General features: G+C 66.5%; 13 protein-coding genes. 8 read left to right on the forward strand and 5 right to left on the reverse strand.

Translation table 11 applies throughout. The annotated features are described in order from the left end of the window. Positions 1-111 precede the first annotated feature (111 nt). The 8 genes from ACT2BZ_RS07700 (at position 112) to ACT2BZ_RS07735 (ending at position 12,461) form a co-directional block, all read left to right on the forward strand. The gene (locus tag ACT2BZ_RS07700) at positions 112-2,838 is read left to right on the forward strand and encodes a bifunctional diguanylate cyclase/phosphodiesterase (protein ID WP_457940278.1); all 2,727 of its coding nucleotides are present in this window, start codon (positions 112-114) and stop codon (positions 2,836-2,838) included. Positions 2,839-2,916: 78 nt separating this feature from the next. After that, positions 2,917-5,709: a [protein-PII] uridylyltransferase gene (locus ACT2BZ_RS07705; protein WP_457940279.1), complete on the forward strand. Its 2,793-nt coding sequence runs from the start codon at positions 2,917-2,919 to the stop codon at positions 5,707-5,709. Between the two features lie 45 nt (positions 5,710-5,754). After that, positions 5,755-7,359, forward strand: a complete 1,605-nt coding sequence (gene murJ / locus ACT2BZ_RS07710; protein WP_457940281.1) for a murein biosynthesis integral membrane protein MurJ — start codon at positions 5,755-5,757, stop codon at positions 7,357-7,359. Positions 7,360-7,460: 101 nt separating this feature from the next. Then, the gene (locus tag ACT2BZ_RS07715; protein ID WP_457940283.1) at positions 7,461-7,985 is read left to right on the forward strand and encodes a dTDP-4-dehydrorhamnose 3,5-epimerase family protein; all 525 of its coding nucleotides are present in this window, start codon (positions 7,461-7,463) and stop codon (positions 7,983-7,985) included. Positions 7,986-7,988: 3 nt separating this feature from the next. Beyond that, positions 7,989-9,305, forward strand: a complete 1,317-nt coding sequence (locus ACT2BZ_RS07720) for a glycosyltransferase family 2 protein (protein ID WP_457940285.1) — start codon at positions 7,989-7,991, stop codon at positions 9,303-9,305. Positions 9,306-9,511: 206 nt separating this feature from the next. Beyond that, positions 9,512-10,732, forward strand: a complete 1,221-nt coding sequence (locus ACT2BZ_RS07725; RefSeq protein WP_457940287.1) for an acyltransferase family protein — start codon at positions 9,512-9,514, stop codon at positions 10,730-10,732. A gap of 85 nt (positions 10,733-10,817) precedes the next feature. After that, positions 10,818-11,885 carry a tryptophan--tRNA ligase gene (gene trpS, locus ACT2BZ_RS07730; RefSeq protein WP_457940288.1) on the forward strand — a complete coding sequence of 356 codons (1,068 nt, stop codon included), beginning with the start codon at positions 10,818-10,820 and terminating at the stop codon, positions 11,883-11,885. Positions 11,886-11,969: 84 nt separating this feature from the next. Continuing rightward, entirely contained in the window at positions 11,970-12,461 is a 492-nt protein-coding gene (locus tag ACT2BZ_RS07735) for a universal stress protein (RefSeq protein ID WP_457940290.1), read from the forward strand. On the opposite strand, the gene ACT2BZ_RS07740 is transcribed toward ACT2BZ_RS07735, so the two are convergent. The 5 genes from ACT2BZ_RS07740 to mepA all read right to left on the reverse strand — a co-directional run bounded on the left by ACT2BZ_RS07740 (position 12,458) and on the right by mepA (position 16,669). After that, positions 12,458-13,075, reverse strand: a complete 618-nt coding sequence (locus ACT2BZ_RS07740; RefSeq protein ID WP_457940292.1) for a 2,3-bisphosphoglycerate-dependent phosphoglycerate mutase — start codon at positions 13,073-13,075, stop codon at positions 12,458-12,460. The two genes, ACT2BZ_RS07735 and ACT2BZ_RS07740, sit on opposite strands and share 4 nt — an antisense overlap. Before the next feature lie 109 nt (positions 13,076-13,184). After that, a complete protein-coding gene (gene dapB, locus ACT2BZ_RS07745) occupies positions 13,185-14,003 on the reverse strand; it encodes a 4-hydroxy-tetrahydrodipicolinate reductase (RefSeq protein ID WP_457940294.1) in 819 nt (272 codons plus the stop codon). Between the two features lie 26 nt (positions 14,004-14,029). Further along, on the reverse strand, positions 14,030-15,049 hold the full coding sequence (locus ACT2BZ_RS07750; RefSeq protein ID WP_457940296.1) for a glucokinase: 1,020 nt from the start codon (positions 15,047-15,049) through the stop codon (positions 14,030-14,032). A 35-nt stretch (positions 15,050-15,084) separates the two neighbouring features. Continuing rightward, entirely contained in the window at positions 15,085-15,468 is a 384-nt protein-coding gene (locus ACT2BZ_RS07755; protein WP_457940298.1) for a methylglyoxal synthase, read from the reverse strand. 139 nt (positions 15,469-15,607) lie between these two features. Continuing rightward, entirely contained in the window at positions 15,608-16,669 is a 1,062-nt protein-coding gene (gene mepA / locus ACT2BZ_RS07760) for a penicillin-insensitive murein endopeptidase (RefSeq protein ID WP_457940300.1), read from the reverse strand. Positions 16,670-16,754: the final 85 nt, after the last annotated feature.

Below are 16,754 nucleotides of genomic sequence, written 5' to 3' on the forward strand. Positions count from 1 at the left end.
GACCCCGAAACACCCGACAAATGCCCGAAAAGGCCACAAAAACCGCGCTTGCCGGCTAAACTCGGTCTTTTCTAAAGTGATATTTAAGCACTCGCCGATAGCGTCGGCCTGATGCGTGCCGATCCCGGCGCGTCGGCTGGTTGGAAATCATTGAGTGCCAGGCTCGAATCTCTCCGCAGTGTAGTGCGGCTGATCTGGAGACCGACGAATGTTCCGGCGGTGCTGGCGCTGTTCGTCATCGTTCTGGCCGGCTTCTTCGCCGAGCACCAGAACCGCCGGGTCTTCGAGCAGAGCCTGCGTTCCGAAGTCCTGAGCAGCGTCGGCGTGATCCGCGCCAAGATCGAAGGCAACGTCAACGGCAACATCCAGCTGGTGCGCGGCCTCGTCGCCACGCTCACCACTGAGCCGAACATGCGCCAGCACCGCTTTGCCCAGCTTGCGGCCAACCTCCTGTCCGGCGACTCGCAGCTGCGCACCATCGCCGGCGCACCAGATCTCGTCCTGTCCCTGATCTATCCGCTCGCCGGCAACGAGAAGGCCATCGGTCTCGACTACCGCAAGAACGACGCGCAGCGCGAGGCGGCCCTGCGGGCCCGCGATACCGGCGATCTCATCCTCGCCGGCCCGGTCGATCTCGTGCAGGGCGGCCAGGGCTTCATCGGCCGCTTTCCGGTCTTCATCGAGACACGCCATGGCGTTCCGTCCTTCTGGGGCATCGTTTCGGCGGTCATCGACCGCGATCGCCTCTACCGCGAGAGCGGACTGCTCGATCCAAAGCTGCCCATCGACATCGCGCTGATGGGCCATGACGGCTCGGGCGCCGCCGGCCAGCGCTTCTATGGCGACGAGAGCGTCACCAGCAACAATCCCGTCACGGCCCGCATCCTGCTGCCGACCGGTTCCTGGCAGATCGCTGCCGTTCCCAAGGGCGGCTGGGATGTCACCCCGCCCAACACCTGGACGCTGCGCCTGCTGATCTTCGTCGCCGGTGCGCTGATCATGGTGCCGACCGTGATGACCGGCCGGCTGATCGAGGAGCGCTCCGACAACATCAGCGAGCTGCGCCGCCGCGAGATCGAGCTCGAGCGCCTGTCGCGCCGCCTCGGCCTCGCCCTCAACAGCTCGCATATCGGCGTCTGGGAGCTCAACACCGGGGACAACAGCCTGCTCTGGGACGACCGGATGAACGAGCTCTACGGCCGCCCGGCCGATGGCGGTCCGCGCACCTATGCCGATTGGGAGCGCGCCATCCATCCCGAGGATCTCGCCCGCGTGCTGACGGAATTCCCCACCGCGCTGGCGGCCGGCGGCAGCTACCAGACGCAGTATCGCCTGTTGCTCGACGGCGAGGTCCGTCACGTCCGTGAGAGCGCCAAGGTCTACCAGGATCCCGGCGAGCCGCCCCGCATCGTCGGCGTCAACTGGGACGTCACCGCCGACGTCGAGCTGAACGAGAGCCTCAAGCAGGCCAACATGCTGACCGAGGCGCGCAATGTCGAGCTCGAGGCAGCCAAGGGACGCATCGAGTTCAATGCGCTGCACGATTCGCTGACCGGCCTGCCCAACCGCCGCTACCTCGACGACGTCCTCGCCGCCCACATCGACAAGGCGCATGGCGAAGGCGAACGCGCCGGCCTGCTGCATATCGACCTCGACCGCTTCAAGCAGATCAACGACACGCTGGGCCACGCCGCCGGCGACGCCATGCTGCGCTATGCGGCCAAGGTGCTGACCTCGAACCTGCGCCAAGGCGATTTTGTCGCCCGCGTCGGCGGCGACGAGTTCGTCGTGCTGTGCAAGGCCGACCGGCTCGACGAAGCGGTCTGGAACGAACGCCTTGCCCGCCTCGCCGATCGCATCATCGAGCAGATGCACCAGCCGGTCCCCTACGAGGGCCATGAGTGCCGCTTCGGTGTTTCCATCGGCATCGCCAGCGACCTCGAGGCCGGCACCGATCCGCGCCGCCTGCTCGTCAATGCCGATCTCGCGCTCTACCGGGCCAAGAGCCGCGGCCGCAACCGCTACCAGTTCTTCAACGAGGCGCTGCAGGCCGAGATCGTCTCGACCAAGCGCATCGCCGACGACATCCTGTCGGGTCTCGAACGCAACGAGTTCGTCGCCTACTACCAGCCGCAGTTCGACGCCGCCACCCATGCCGTCATCGGTGTCGAGGCGCTGGCCCGCTGGAACCACCCGACCGAGGGCCTGCTGGCGCCCGCTTCCTTCATGAAGATCGCCGAGGAGCTCAATGTCGTCGGCACCATCGACCGCATGATCCTCGAGCAGACGCTGAGGAACTTCAACGAGTGGACGGCCAGCGGCCTCGACATCCCCAAGGCCTCGGTCAACGTCTCGGCCCGCCGGCTGCATGACGAGGAACTGATCCGCAGCCTGCGCAAGCTCCGCATCAAGCCGGGCACCATCTCGTTCGAGCTGGTCGAATCGATTTTCCTCGACGAGAACGACGAGCTGGTCACCTGGAACGTCGAGCAGATCAAGAATCTCGGCATCGACATCGAGATCGACGATTTCGGCACCGGCTACGCCTCGATCGTCAGCCTGCTCAAGCTCAAGCCGCGCCGCCTCAAGATCGACCGCCAGCTCATCATCCCGCTGCTGCGTGCGCCGGGCCAGCGCCAGCTCGTCGGCTCCATCATCGACATCGGCCGCTCGCTCGGCATCGAGGTGCTGGCCGAGGGCGTCGAGACGATGGGTCACGCCAAGGTGCTGGAGGGTCTCGGCTGCCATGCGCTGCAGGGCCACGCCTTCGCCCATGCCATGAGCGCCGCCCAGCTGAAGAACTTCGTCCTGTCGCGAAAGCTGCGCGCGGCCTCGTGACCCCGGCTCGGGGTTCTGCGCCGCAGTGTTCACGCTCGCAAAATCACGCTATAGACGCCGCCTTGACGGCGAGGCCCAATGGCAAAGATTCCCCTTAAGCTCGACCAGTTGATCGACGGCGCAGCCCTGCGCGTGGCGCTTTCCGGACTGCCCGGCGGTGCATCGGGAGAAGGCGCGCGCGTGCATGCGCTGTCCCTGCTCAAGGACGCGCTCGCCGAGGGCCGGCGCACGGCCGAGACCATGCTCCTCGACGACGGCGGCGGCACCGCCTGCGCGGCGCGCCTGTCGCATGTCATGGACGAGATCATCGGTGCGCTGCACGACTTCACGATTGCCCAGTTCGGCGAACCGCCTGCCGCCACGCAGGAAGGACGCATGGCGCTCGTTGCCGTCGGCGGCTATGGCCGCGGCACGCTTGCGCCCGGCTCCGACATCGACCTCCTCTTTCTGCTGCCGCAGAAGCAGACCCGGGCCGGCGAGCGCATGGTCGAGTTCATGCTCTACATGCTGTGGGACATGGGGCTGAAGGTCGGCCACGCAACGCGCGACATCAACGAGTGCCTGCGCCTCTCGCGCTCCGACATCACCATCCGCACCTCCATCCTGGAGGCACGCTTCCTGTGGGGAAATGAGCCGCTGTTCGACGACCTCGTCATCCGCTTCGACCATTCCGTGGTCAAGGATACAGGCGCCGAGTTTGCCCAGGCAAAGCTAGCCGAACGCGACGAGCGTCACGCCAAGGGCGGCGAGAGCCGCTATCTCGTCGAGCCCAACGTCAAGGACGGCAAGGGCGGCCTGCGCGACCTGCAGACGCTGTTCTGGATCGGCAAGTATTTCTACCGGGTCAGGAGCGGCGAGGAACTCGTCTCCAAGGGCGTCTTCACGCGCGCCGAATACAACCGCTTCCGCAAGGACGAGGATTTTCTCTGGGCGGTGCGCTGCCACATGCACTTCCTCACCGGCAAGCCTGAGGAACGGCTGCATTTCGACATCCAGCGCGAGATCGCCGAGCGGCTCGACTACACCAGCCACCCGGGCCTGTCCGGCGTCGAACGCTTCATGAAGCACTACTTCCTCATCGCCAAGGATGTCGGCGACCTGACGCGCATCTTCTGCGCCGCGCTGGAAGAGGAGCAGGCCAAGCAGGTTCCCGGCTTCAACCGCCTCCTGATCGGCTTTTCGCGGCGCCGGCGAAAGCTCGCGGGAACCACCGACTTCATGGTCGACAACCACCGCATCACGGTGGCCGATGACCAGGTCTTCGAGCGCGACCCGGTCAATCTGGTGCGGCTCTTCTGGCTCGCCGACAAGCACGGGCTGGAATATCACCCCGACGCGCTGAAGCTCCTGACGCGTTCGCTGAAGCTGGTGGACCGCTCGCTGCGCCGTGACCCGGAGGCCAACCGTCTGTTCCTCGACGTGCTGACCTCGGACCGCAATCCCGAGCTCAACCTGCGCCGCATGAACGAGGCCGGGCTGCTGGGCAAGCTGATCACCGATTTCGGCAAGATCGTCGCGATGATGCAGTTCTCCATGTACCACCACTACACAGTGGACGAGCACCTGCTGCGCTGCATCGGCGTGCTGGCCGAGATCGAGCGCGGCGACGGCGAGAAGGTGCATCCGCTGGCGCATGTGCTGATGCCCTCGCTGAAGAAGCGTCGCGAGGTGCTCTACGTCGCGATCCTGCTGCATGACATCGCCAAGGGCCGCCCCGAGGATCATTCGGTGGCCGGCGCCAGGATCGCCCGCCGCATCTGCCCGCATATGGGCCTGTCGCCCGCGGATACCGAGACCGTCGCCTGGCTCGTCGAGCACCACCTCGTGATGTCCATGACGGCGCAGACCCGCGACCTCAACGACCGCAAGACGATCGACGACTTCGCCACGCTGGTGCAGTCGGTCGAGCGCTTGAAGCTGCTCCTCGTACTGACCGTCTGTGACATTCGCGGCGTCGGACCGGGTGTCTGGAACGGCTGGAAGGGACAACTGCTCAGGACGCTTTATTACGAGACCGAACTGCTGCTCACGGGCGGCTTCTCCGAGGTCGGTCGCGCCCAGCGCGCCGCCGAGGCGCGCGAGCGCCTGACCGAGGCATTGGCCGAGTGGCCCGACGCGGCGCGCAGGAAATACGTCAAGCTGCACTACGAGAACTATCTTCTGACAGTCGATCTGCCCGATCAGGTCCGCCATGCCCAGTTCGTCCGCGAATCGAGCACCGCCGACAGGCAGCTCGCCACGATGGTCAAGACGCATGCCTTCGAGGGGGTGACCGAGATCACCGTTCTGGCGCAGGACCATCCGCGCCTGCTGTCGGTGATCGCCGGCGCCTGCGCCGCGGCCGGCGGCAACATCGTCGACGCGCAGATCTTCACCACCGCAGACGGGCGGGCGCTCGACACCATCCTCATCTCGCGCGAGTTCGACCGCGACGAGGACGAGCAGCGGCGCGGCACGCGCGTCGGCCGGCTGATCGAGGACGTTCTGTCGGGCCGAAGCTGGCTGCCCGAGATGATCGAGAAGCGCGCCAAGCCCAAGCGCGGGCAGAAGACCTTCAGGATCACGCCGCGTGCCGAGATTCGCAACACGCTGTCCAACCGTTTCTCCGTGGTTGAGGTCGAGTGTCTCGACCGGCCGGGCCTGCTGTCGGAGATCACCGGCGCGCTGTCCGACCTTTCGCTCGACATCGCCTCGGCGCACATCACGACTTTCGGCGAGAAGGTCATCGACACCTTCTACGTGACCGATCTCACGGGCGCCAAGATCGACAATCCGACCCGCATCGAGGCGATCCGCAAGCGACTCATCGAGGCGCTTGCCGGCACCAAGCCCGAGCGCGGCTCCAAGCGTCTCTCCGCTGCGGCGGAATAAGGCCGACAATCGAATGCCCTGTTCCACCAGCCACGGTCCCGCCCGATGAGTCTCGTCAGGAAATTCGCCACCGTCGGAGCCGGCACGATGCTGAGCCGCGTCTTCGGCTTTGCGCGCGAAATGATGATGGCCGCCGCGCTGGGCACCGGTCCGGTCGCCGAGGCCTTCTACGCGGCGTTCCAGTTTCCCAACACATTCCGCCGGCTCTTCGCCGAGGGCGCCTTCAACGCCGCCTTCGTCCCACTCTTTGCCAAGGAGATCGAGGCGGGCGGCGTTGAAGGCGCGAAAAAGTTCTCCGAGGAAGTCTTCGGAGTCCTGTTCACCGTCCTCCTGCTTCTCACGATCGCGATGGAACTGGCGATGCCGTTCCTCATCCGCTACGCCATCGCGCCGGGCTTCGCCGAGAACCCCGCCAAGCTTCTGCTCACCACCGAGCTCGCGGCGATCATGTTCCCCTATCTGATATGCATGTCGCTCGGCGCGATGATGGCGGGCATGCTGAACTCGCTGCACCGCTACTTCGCGGCGGCCATAGCGCCCGTCTTCCTCAACATCATCCTTGTCACCATCCTCGTCGCGGCATGGTATCGCGGCCATGACGGGCCGGGGGTCGGCACGATGCTCGCCTGGGGCGTGATGATGGCGGGCGTCGTCCAGCTTGGCATCCTGTTCTTCGCCGTGCGCCACGCTGGTGTCTCGATCGGATTTCGCCGGCCGCGCCTGACCAAGAATGTCAGGCGGCTGCTGTGGCTCGCTTTGCCCGCCGCCATCACCGGCGGGATCACGCAGATCAACACGCTGGTCGGCACGGCCATCGCCTCGGGCAAGGCGGGCGCGGTGCCCTCGCTCAATCTCGCGGACCGCGTCTACCAGTTGCCGCTCGGTATCGTCGGCGTGGCGGTAGGCGTCGTCCTCCTGCCCGAACTGGCGCGCGCGCTGCGCTCCGGCCACCGCGTCGAGGCGGCCAACCTGCAGAACCGCTCGGTCGAGTTCACGCTCTTCCTGACGCTGCCCGCGGCCGCCGCGCTGCTGACCATCGCCGAGCCGATCGTGCGGGTGCTCTACGAACGCGGTGCCTTCACCCCGCAGGACACGACGCTGGTGGCCGAAGTGCTCTCCGTCTTCGGCATCGGCCTGCCGGCCTTCGTGTTGATCAAGGCCTTCACGCCGGGCTTTTTCGCGCGCGAGGACACGCGCACGCCGATGTATTTCGCCGGCCTGTCGGTGATCGTGAACATCTCGATCGCGCTGACCCTGTTTCCGGCCTATGGCGCTGTCGGCATCGCGATCGCGGCCGCGACCGCCGGCTGGATCAATGCGGGCCTGCTCTTCGGTACGCTGGCCTGGCGGGGCCACTGGACGCGGGACGCCGCGCTGGTGAAGCGCATACCGCGCCTGGTGCTCGCCTCCGCCATCATGGCCGGCGCGCTCTATTTCGCCGCCGGCTGGCTGGGCGACTGGCTTGCGGCGGCCTCGCCGATCTACAGCCAGGCGAGTGCGCTCGCCGTGCTGGTTGCCGGCGCCATGGTGATCTATTTCGCCACGGCCTTCGGTACGGGCGGCGCCGACATGGGCATGATCCGGCGCAACGTGAAGCGCAGGCCCGGCGAGACGCCAGCTGCCGGTGAAGCCGGTCAGGACCCGGATTAGGCGGCGCTTCGCTTGACGCCTGCCTCCCGTCCGGTAACTGAGTTCGAATTCAACGCAAGCAACGCCGGTCCGCTGCCGGCACAGGATGGACAAGGTTAGCAATGCCGCTTTCGCTCGAGGACTTCACGGATGATCCGGCCTGGGACGAGGGCAGGATCTTGCAGGACGTCGAGATCGAAAACAGGATCGACGGCGTCCGCATCCAGCGCCTCGACACGAAGGTCGACAAGCGCGGCGACTTGACGGTTCTCCTCTCCGACCTGCAGGAGCCCGTGCAGCCCGCGCCGCACGTCTACTGGGTGACGGCAGCGCCCGGATCCATCCGCGCCTGGGTCTATCACAAGCGGCAGTACGACCGCCTCGCCTACACCAACGGCGACATCAGGGTCGTCCTCTACGATATCAGGCCCGGCAGCCCGACCCACGGGCAGCTGAACATCCTTGACGTCGGCGAGGCCAACAATATCACGCTGACGATACCGCCCTTCGTGATCCACGGCGTCCACAACAGGGGCAGCCAGACGGCGACCTTCATCAACATGCCGACCCGCGCCTACGATCCGTCCCGTCCCGACAAGAGCAGGGTGCGGTTCGATCATCCGGGCATCCCCTACCGGTTCGTCTGAACGATGACCCGGTTCACGGTCGTCATGGCGACCTACAATCGCGGGCGCCACATCCTGCCCTCGATACGCTCCGTGCTGGCCCAGACCCATGACGGTTTCGAACTCGTGGTGGTAGGCGACTGCTGCGACGACGAAACGGCCGACGTGGTTGCGGCAATCGGCTCGCCGAAAATCCGCTGGCACAATCTCGCCGAACGATGCGGCAGCCAGTCCTTCCCCAACAATGCCGGTATCGCGATGGCCGGGTGTGACCATATCGCCTATCTCGGGCACGACGACATCTGGGCGCCCGGCCATCTCGCGGCGCTGGCTACCCTGTTCGAGCGCGACCCGACACTCGATTTCGCTGTCGGCGGCGCGATCTTTCATGGCGCGCCGGGCAGCGACTTTCGCCAGGTCACCGGCATCTTCGACGACGACCGTGTGCCGTTCGAGCACTTCTTCCCGCCCTCAAGCTTCCCGCATCGCCGCGACGTCACTGATCGCATCGGCCCCTGGCTCCCTCCGCACGAGGTGCGTGCGCCGGTCGACTCGGATTTCCTGCTGCGCGCCGCACATGCCGGGATGCGCTTCGCCTCGACCGGGCGCGTCACGGCCCACAAGTTCGCTGCCGGCCACCGCTACCTGAGCTACCTGCGCCACGCCTCCGATGAGCAGGAGGCGATGCTCGCGCGCATGGCTGCGCCGGGCTACGAGACCTTTCTTGCGGCCGAGGTGGCGGCCGCGCGCGCGGCGGGGACATTCATGGCCGTGCGCTATTCCGCTTTCGAGAATCTCGAGAAGGGCGCAATGGCCAGGCGCAATGCCGGCAACAAGGGCATAGCGCTGCCCGTCCTGCGGCCGCTCGAGCGCTGCGAGACGATCCGGCAGGACGACGGTCCGCGCGCCCTGGACTGGCGCCTGCCGATGTCCGACGATCCGACGGTCCGCTGGGTGGGCAGCAATCCGCGTCCCAGGGTGCTCATCCCCTTCACCGCAGCCGGGCCTGTCCGGATCAAGCTGCAGCTTGTGCATTCCGACCGCCACGCCCTCCGGACCCTTGCCGTCACCGTCAACGGCGGGCCGGCGGGCGTCCGGCTCTCGAATCCCGTGCCGCGCGGCGCGTTCTTCGGCGCGACCGCATCCCTCGTCGCCCGGCTCGACCCTTCCGGCTATACTGTCCTGCAACTTGAGCTGGGGCGATCGCAACGTCCGCTCGGCAGCAACCGGGGCCTCGGCATGGCCGACATCGTCATACTGCCGCTGGGGGCCGCCGGCCGGCTCGCGACGGCTCTCGGCAGCTTCCTTGACCCGTTCCGGTCGCGTCAGGGGGGCGACTGAGGGCGACCCGCCGAGAGGGGCAGGTCGCCTGCATTTCACGCCAGATCGAGGGGTCTTACGCTCAAATCGGGGTGTTCTTCCTGCAAACCGAACCCTTACGTCGGCATTTTCGCCATTTCCGGGCCGGTTTCTTAACAAAACCGGGTCAGGTTGCGCCTGATCGGCGGGCCTGCGTACCGCCGCCTGCGATTGCCCGGAGAGTCCTGATGCCGCCAAGCGCCAGACTTCACTACGTCGACTGGCTACGCGTTTCGGCCTTTCTGATCCTCATCGTCTACCATTCCTCGGTCGCCTTCTTTCCCGACATGGACTGGCTGATGAAGAGCCCGCAGGGCAGCCTCGGCCTGCAGCTGACGATGGACTTCCCGCGCGCCTGGCGCCTGGCGCTGCTGTTCTTCGTCTCCGGCATGGGGACCTGGTTCACCTTCCGCTCGGCCACCGCCTCGGCCTTCCTGAAGGAGCGCTTCGTCCGGCTTTTCGTGCCGCTGATCTTCGCCATGTGCGTGATCATCGTGCCGCAGGTCTGGTTCGAGCGCATGGCCGAGGACGGCTATGAAGGCTCGCTGCTGACCTTCTGGGTGACGCGCTATTTCACCGAGGGGCGCTACCCGGTGGGCAATTTCACCTGGGCGCACATGTGGTTCGTCGCCTACCTGTTGGTCATGTCTTTCGTCTGCTATCCGGTGTTCCGGATCCTGTCGCATCCGCGCGCCAAACCGGTGACGGACTGGTTCGAGCGAACGGCGAAAAGCGACGGAATCTACCTGTTCTTCCTATTTCCGCTGGTTCTGAACCTCGTTCTGACGCCGTTCTTCCCGCGCCAGACCAATGCGCTCTACAGTGACGGCGCCTGGTTTGCTGCCTGGGCGAGCTGGTTCGGGCTGGGCTTCCTGGTCGCCCGCCACCATGCCGCGGTCATCGCCGCGATCGTCGAGCGCCGCTACCACAGCGCCGCCTTCGCCTTCGTGCTGACGACCTATCTCTATCTCTTCTGCTTCACCGACGCCGGCGGGCATTTCCTCGGCAACTACGCAGACGTCACACCGCTGTTCAAGCTGCTGGTCTTTGCCCTGGCCTGGTCGATGATCCTGGCGCTGGTCGGCTTCGGCGCGAAATATTTCGACCGCGAAAGCGCGGCACTGATGTGGCTGAACCGCAAGATCTTTCCGCTCTACATCGTCCACCAGACGGTGGTGATCGCCGCGCTTTACTACGTGCTGCCGCTCGATCTCGGCGTCTGGCCCGCCTGGTTCCTCGTGGTGGTTGCCACCTTCGCCGGTTCGCTGGCCTTTGCGATGCTAGCCGAGAAGCTGCCGCCGCGTCTTGGCCTGCTGGTCGGCATGCCGGCTCGCCGCCGCACCTTGCCGCGTTCGGCGGCGAAAGCCCCCGCCGCCGCGCCACGGGGCGGCCGTACCGTGAATACTTGATCCCGGACAGGGCTTCGTCCATAAGCCCTTCTCGCATTTCGCCGCGCGCGAAACGGCCCTCCACAAGCCATCGGGATCAACGACAATGACCACCTTCCAGCCGCTCGTCTTCTCCGGCGTCCAGCCGACCGGAAACCTCCACCTCGGAAACTATCTCGGCGCGATCAAGAAGTTCGTCGCCCTGCAGGAAACCAGCGACTGCATCTACTGCGTCGTCGATCTCCACTCCATCACCGCGCAGCTCGTCCATGCAGACCTTGCTGACCAGACCCGCTCGATCACGGCGGCCTTCCTGGCCTCGGGCATCGACCCGAAGAAGCACATCGTCTTCAACCAGAGCCGGGTGATGCAGCACGCCGAGCTCGCCTGGATATTCAACTGCGTGGCGCGCATCGGCTGGATGAACCGCATGACACAGTTCAAGGACAAGGCCGGCAAGGACCGCGAGAACGCCTCGCTCGGCCTGCTCGCCTATCCGAGCCTGATGGCCGCCGACATGATGGTCTACCGCGCCACCCAGGTGCCGGTCGGCGACGACCAGAAGCAGCATGTCGAGCTGACGCGCGACATCGCCCAGAAGTTCAACAACGACTTCTCCGACCGCATCGCCGAGCTTGGCTGCGGCGTCGAGATGATGGTCGGCGAGGAGAAGGTCAACGGCTTCTTCCCGCTCATCGAGCCGGTGATCGGCGGACCGGCGGCGCGCATCATGAGCCTGCGCGACGGCTCCAAGAAGATGTCGAAGTCGGACCCTTCGGACCTCTCGCGCATCAACCTGACCGACGATGCCGACACCATCTCGAAGAAGATCCGCAAGGCAAAGACGGACCCCGCGCCGCTGCCGAGCGAACTCGACGGCCTGGCAGAAAGGCCGGAGGCGGAAAACCTCGTCGGCATCTATGCCGGACTGGCGGAAATCTCCAAGGAAGCCGTGCTCAAGGAATTCGGCGGCCAGCAGTTCTCCGTCTTCAAGCCGGCGCTGGCCGACCTTGCAGTGGAGAAACTCGCGCCCATCGCCGGCGAGATGCGCCGCATTTCGGCCGACAAGGCCTATGTCGATGCAGTGTTGCGCGACGGCGGCGAACGGGCCGGCGCGCGGGCCGAGGCGACGATGAAATCGGTGCGTGAGATCATCGGGTTGCTCGGCGACTGACGAAGCGTCACTCTGCACCGTCTTGCCGCCCGGGGCGGCAGATGGCAGATTGCCGCGCGATCAGGTCTCGAAGCAGGATGACAGATGGTCTCTAAACGCCTGAGCCGGGAAGCCGGCCACCGCCGCAAGTTCCTGGCGATCATCGACGACACGCCGGAATGCGAACGCGCCGTGGCCTATGCGTCGCGCCGTGCGCAGACCACGGGCGGCGTGCTCGTGCTTCTCTATGTCATCGAGCCCGGTGAAGTGCAGCACTGGCTGGGCGTCGAGAAGATCATCCGCGACGAGGCGATGGCGACGGCGAACGCCGCGCTCGACGGCTATGCCGGCAAGGTGCGCGAGAAGCTCGGCATCGAGCCCGAGCTGGTGGTGCGCGAGGGCAAGCCCGCCGAGGAGATCCACAAGCTGATCGAGGACGACCAGGACATCGCGATCCTGGTGCTGGCCGCCGGCGCCTCCAAGGAGGGGCCGGGACCGCTGGTTGCCTCGATCGCCGGCAAGGGCGCCGCCTTCCCGATCCCCGTCACCGTCGTGCCGATGAACCTGTCGGACCAGGACATCGACAGCCTCGCCTAGGCGAGCACTTCCTTGGAAGCCACGGTGGAATCGGCGTTGAGCTTGTAGACGATCGGCACGCCGGTCGCGAGCTCCAGATTGACGATCTCCTCGCCCGAGGTGCCGTCGAGCGCCATGATCAGCGCGCGCAGCGAATTGCCGTGCGCGGCGACCAGAACGGTCTCGCCGCGCAGCACATGCGGCTGCAGGTCGTGCAGGTAGTAGGGCCAGACGCGTGCGCCGGTATCCTTCAGGCTCTCGCCGCCGGGCGGCGGCACGTCGTAGGAGCGGCGCCAGATATGGACCTGTTCCTCGCCCCACTTCTTGCGCGCGTCGTCCTTGTTGAGGCCGGAGAGATCGCCGTAGTCGCGTTCGTTGAGGGCCTGGTTGCGGATGGTCTCGAGATCGCTCTGTCCGACCACGTCGAGGATGATCTGGCAGGTCTTCTGCGCCCGCATCAGGTCCGAGGTGAAGGCGATGTCGAACTTCAACCCGCGCGCCTTCAGCCGCTCGCCGCCGGCCTTGGCTTCCTCGCGGCCGAGATCGGTCAGGTCGACGTCGCGCCAGCCGGTGAAAAGGTTCTTCAGATTCCATTCGCTCTGGCCGTGGCGGACGAGCACGAGTGTGCCGGACATGGTCTCTCCTATGACTGATCGGAATATGTGAACGGGACCGGGCCGATCCCGGGCGAACGGCTCGCAGAGCCGGAAAGGGTTGCCTGGCTGGAGGTAATGCGCGGCAGCGTCATGCCGCGCCGAGCCCCAGCACGTCGCGCATCGAATAGAGACCCGGCTTGCGCTCGCGCGCCCAAAGCGCCGCCCTGACCGCGCCGCGCGCAAAGATGCTGCGGTCGTCCGCCTGGTGCGAAAGCGTGATGCGCTCGCCCGGACCGGCCAGGATGACCGAATGGTCGCCGACCACCGAGCCGCCGCGCAGCGTCGCGAAGCCCACCGTCCCCGCCTTGCGTGCCCCGGTGTGACCGTCACGCGACCGCACGCTGTTTTCGGCAAGGCCGATGGCGCGCCCGGCGGCTGCGGCCTCGCCGAGCAGCAGCGCGGTGCCTGACGGCGCATCGACCTTGTGGCGGTGATGCATTTCGAGGATCTCGATGTCGAAGTCCTCGGGGTCGAGCGCCTTCGCGGCCTGCTCGACCAATACGGCGAGCAGGTTGACGCCGAGGCTCATGTTGCCGGACTTGACGATGGTGGCGTGGCGCGCGGCCGCGGCGATCTTGGCCTCGTCGTCGGCCGAGCAGCCGGTCGTGCCGATGACATGGACGATGCGGGCCTGCGCGGCGTAGCCGGCGAACTCGACGCTGACGGCAGGCACGCTGAAGTCGAGCACGCCGTCGGCGCTGGCGAAGGCAGGCAGCGGATCGTCGGTGATGGCGACGCCGATCGGGCCGACGCCAGCCAGCTCGCCGGCGTCCTTGCCGATCGCGGGGGATCCGGCGCGCTCGAGCGCGCCGGCGACGCGCACGCCCTCGATCTCGTGGATGGTGCGGATCAGCGTCTGGCCCATTCGGCCAGCGGCTCCCACGATAACAAGGCTCATGTCAGTCATGCGTTTTCCCGTCAGGCGGCTTTCGTTCAACCGCGCCACCGGCGGCCGGCAGTCTCGACGCCGAACCGCGAGGGCTCGCGGGCGTAGGCGCCCAGTCCGGCCAGCGCGGCGAGCGGGTGAGTAATAACATAGACGGGTATCGAGGCCATCATTTCGCGGTGCGGGGCCTTGTCCTCGAAGGCCGCGCGGAAATTGCCGGCCTTCAGCGCCGGCAGGATCCTCGGCGCTATGCCGCCCGTCAGGAACACGCCGCCGCGGCTCTTGAACACCAGCGCAAGGTCGCCTGCCGTACGGCCCAGGCACGTCACGAAGAGCTCCAGCGCCTCCTCGGCGATCGGGTCGCTCCGGTCGAGCGCTGCGCCTGTGATCTCCGCCGGCTGGGTGAAAGGGTGAGGTTTGCCGTCTGCCTTGGCGACGGCGCGATAGGTGCTGACCAGGCCGCGGCCGCACAGGATCTGCTCGCCGGACACCCGGCCCTCCAGCGGCTCGATATGCGGCCAGATCTCGTAGTCGCGCGGCGTGCGCGGGCCGATATCCATGTGGCCACCCTCGCCGGGAACGGGGATCCACTTGCCCTGGAAATGCACCAGACCGGCAACGCCGAGACCGGTGCCCGGCCCGAGCACGACGCGGCTGGCATCAGGCTCGGCCGCGCCGCCGCCGATCTGCTCGAGATGCCGGTCGCCGAGCGCCACGACGGCCAGGGCCTGCGCCTCGAAATCATTGAGCACGACGACGTCGCCGAGGCCGACCGTCGACAGCATGCCTTTGGGCCGTACCACCCAGGGGCAGTTGGTGAGCGGGATCGCATCGCCATTGACCGGCCCGGCCACCGCCAGGATGGCCGAGCGCGGCTGGATCGACAGGCGCTCGACCACGGCGGCACGAATGGCCTCGTCGATCGTCGCGAAGCTCGCCGTCTGGACGATCTGCGGTTCGCCGGGCTCGGTCTCGGCGTCCATGACGACGCTGAAGCGCGCATTGGTGCCGCCAATGTCGCCGATCAGGATCGGAAATTCAAAGCCGTCCGCTTCCGGTTGTCCCATGGTGTATCTGCGTTCCCGTCCCGACTGGCCGTGGTTCAGCCGGTTTCCCTGGCCTTGAGCATGATTTCCCCGGTTGCGCGGTTAAGCGCCATCGGTATGTCGTAGACGATGGCAAGCCTGGTCAGCGCCTTGACATCGACGTCATGCGGCATCGGGGTCAACGGATCAACGAAGAAAATCAGCGCGTCGACCATTCCCTCCGAAATCAGTGCGCCGATCTGCTGGTCGCCGCCGAGCGGACCGCTCTTCAGGCGCTGGAGATCGAGTTCGGGACAGGCCTCGAGGATGCGCTGCCCCGTCGTGCCTGTGGCAAACAGCGCGCAGCCGGCCAGGTAGGGGCGATGGGCCTCGACGAAGGCGACCATGTCGTCCTTCTTCTGGTCGTGCGCGATGAGCGCAAGTCTGTATTTCGAAGACACCGGGTGAGCGCTCCAGACGGCTGGAGCGTCTTCCGATCCGGACGGGCTCCAATGAGGTGGCGGTATCGCCGCAAGCAGCCGGCGAGGCCGGCTGCAACCTATAGGGAGGTTTTCCGGGAGAGGAAAGGCCGGCCGCGGTTCAGTTGTCGGGGCGCCATTGCGGCAGCGGCACCGGGCTGCCCTGTGCAGGCAGGAAGGCGCTGGCCGATAGCGGAAGCCCCGCCGTTTCCGGTTGGACCGGGGCCGCGGCGATGGCGGAGCCGCTGCCGCCAAGCGTGACGGCAGCCTCGGAGACCGGCGAGGGTGCATCGAGCACGGCGCGGCAGGCCTTGGGCAGGGCGTCCATGGTCATCAGGTCGCGCGCCTTGGGCGCGTCCGGGTCCTTGTTGGGGCGCCACGGCTCCTCGGTGAACCACCAGGCGAGCGACTTGTCGCAGCCGTCGCCGGGATTTGTCGCCGCCTGCCTCTTGCAGTCGGGCGAGCCGGGCTGGCAGCCGATGCGGACGTGGAAATGGGAATCGTGGCCCCAGAACGGCCGGACTTTCTGCAGCCAGCTGCGGTCACCCGTGACGGTGTCGCAGAGCTTCTTTTTGATGCCCGGGTGGACGAGAATGCGCTCGACCTCGGGGTAACTAGCGGCGCGCTTCAGCAGGCGTGCACGGGCCGGCGTCCAGACGCTCTCGTCGACGGTGAGCCCCTTTTTCCTGATCATCGAGACGGCGCCGATCTTCTCGCGCTCGGTGACCGTCAATCGTCGGTTCGGCATCGGCGTGAACCAGATGTCGGCGTCGAGGCCGATCTGGTGCGAGGCATGGCCGGTAAGCATCGGGCCGCCGCGCGGTTGCGAGATGTCGCCGAGCAGCAAGCCCGGCCAGCCGTCGGCGACGGCCTCGCGCGACAGCTTCTCGATCAGCGCGACCATCGTCGGATGGCCCCAGCGCCGGTTGCGCGACGGGCGCATGGCCTGCCAGTGCGGGCCGTCATTGGCGATTGCAATGCCGCCGGAAAAGCAGCCCTTGGAGTAGAAGCCATAGGATTTTGCCGGCAGTGCGGCGGGCAGCGCAGTGCGCCCGAACAGGTCCTTGGCGAGCTCGGCGGCAGCAGCCGGCGGCGCATCGAACATCGGCATCGCGACGGCCAGCAGGGCCGCCGGCAGCAGCCGCGCAGCGCTCCTGCGAAATCTGTCGAACAGTGCGGACATTGAAAGTTCAGGTGCCATGCAATTCCTGCAGCGTGATGTTTGCGTGAACCCCTCGGCTCGAATCATAGCACGTTCGCGCCGCTTG

The organism is Mesorhizobium sp. 10J20-29, from assembly GCF_054130485.1.

Excerpts from the sequence above, each read along its gene's own strand:
- ACT2BZ_RS07700 (WP_457940278.1), top strand. The coding sequence starts at position 112 with ATGCGTGCCGATCCCGGCGCGTCGGCTGGTTGGAAATCATTGAGTGCC.
- ACT2BZ_RS07705 (WP_457940279.1), top strand. The coding sequence starts at position 2,917 with ATGGCAAAGATTCCCCTTAAGCTCGACCAGTTGATCGACGGCGCAGCC.
- murJ (WP_457940281.1), top strand. The coding sequence starts at position 5,755 with ATGAGTCTCGTCAGGAAATTCGCCACCGTCGGAGCCGGCACGATGCTG.
- ACT2BZ_RS07715 (WP_457940283.1), top strand. The coding sequence starts at position 7,461 with ATGCCGCTTTCGCTCGAGGACTTCACGGATGATCCGGCCTGGGACGAG.
- ACT2BZ_RS07720 (WP_457940285.1), top strand. The coding sequence starts at position 7,989 with ATGACCCGGTTCACGGTCGTCATGGCGACCTACAATCGCGGGCGCCAC.
- ACT2BZ_RS07725 (WP_457940287.1), top strand. The coding sequence starts at position 9,512 with ATGCCGCCAAGCGCCAGACTTCACTACGTCGACTGGCTACGCGTTTCG.
- trpS (WP_457940288.1), top strand. The coding sequence starts at position 10,818 with ATGACCACCTTCCAGCCGCTCGTCTTCTCCGGCGTCCAGCCGACCGGA.
- ACT2BZ_RS07735 (WP_457940290.1), top strand. The coding sequence starts at position 11,970 with ATGGTCTCTAAACGCCTGAGCCGGGAAGCCGGCCACCGCCGCAAGTTC.
- ACT2BZ_RS07740 (WP_457940292.1), bottom strand. The coding sequence starts at position 13,075 with ATGTCCGGCACACTCGTGCTCGTCCGCCACGGCCAGAGCGAATGGAAT.
- dapB (WP_457940294.1), bottom strand. The coding sequence starts at position 14,003 with ATGACTGACATGAGCCTTGTTATCGTGGGAGCCGCTGGCCGAATGGGC.
- ACT2BZ_RS07750 (WP_457940296.1), bottom strand. The coding sequence starts at position 15,049 with ATGGGACAACCGGAAGCGGACGGCTTTGAATTTCCGATCCTGATCGGC.
- mepA (WP_457940300.1), bottom strand. The coding sequence starts at position 16,669 with ATGTCCGCACTGTTCGACAGATTTCGCAGGAGCGCTGCGCGGCTGCTG.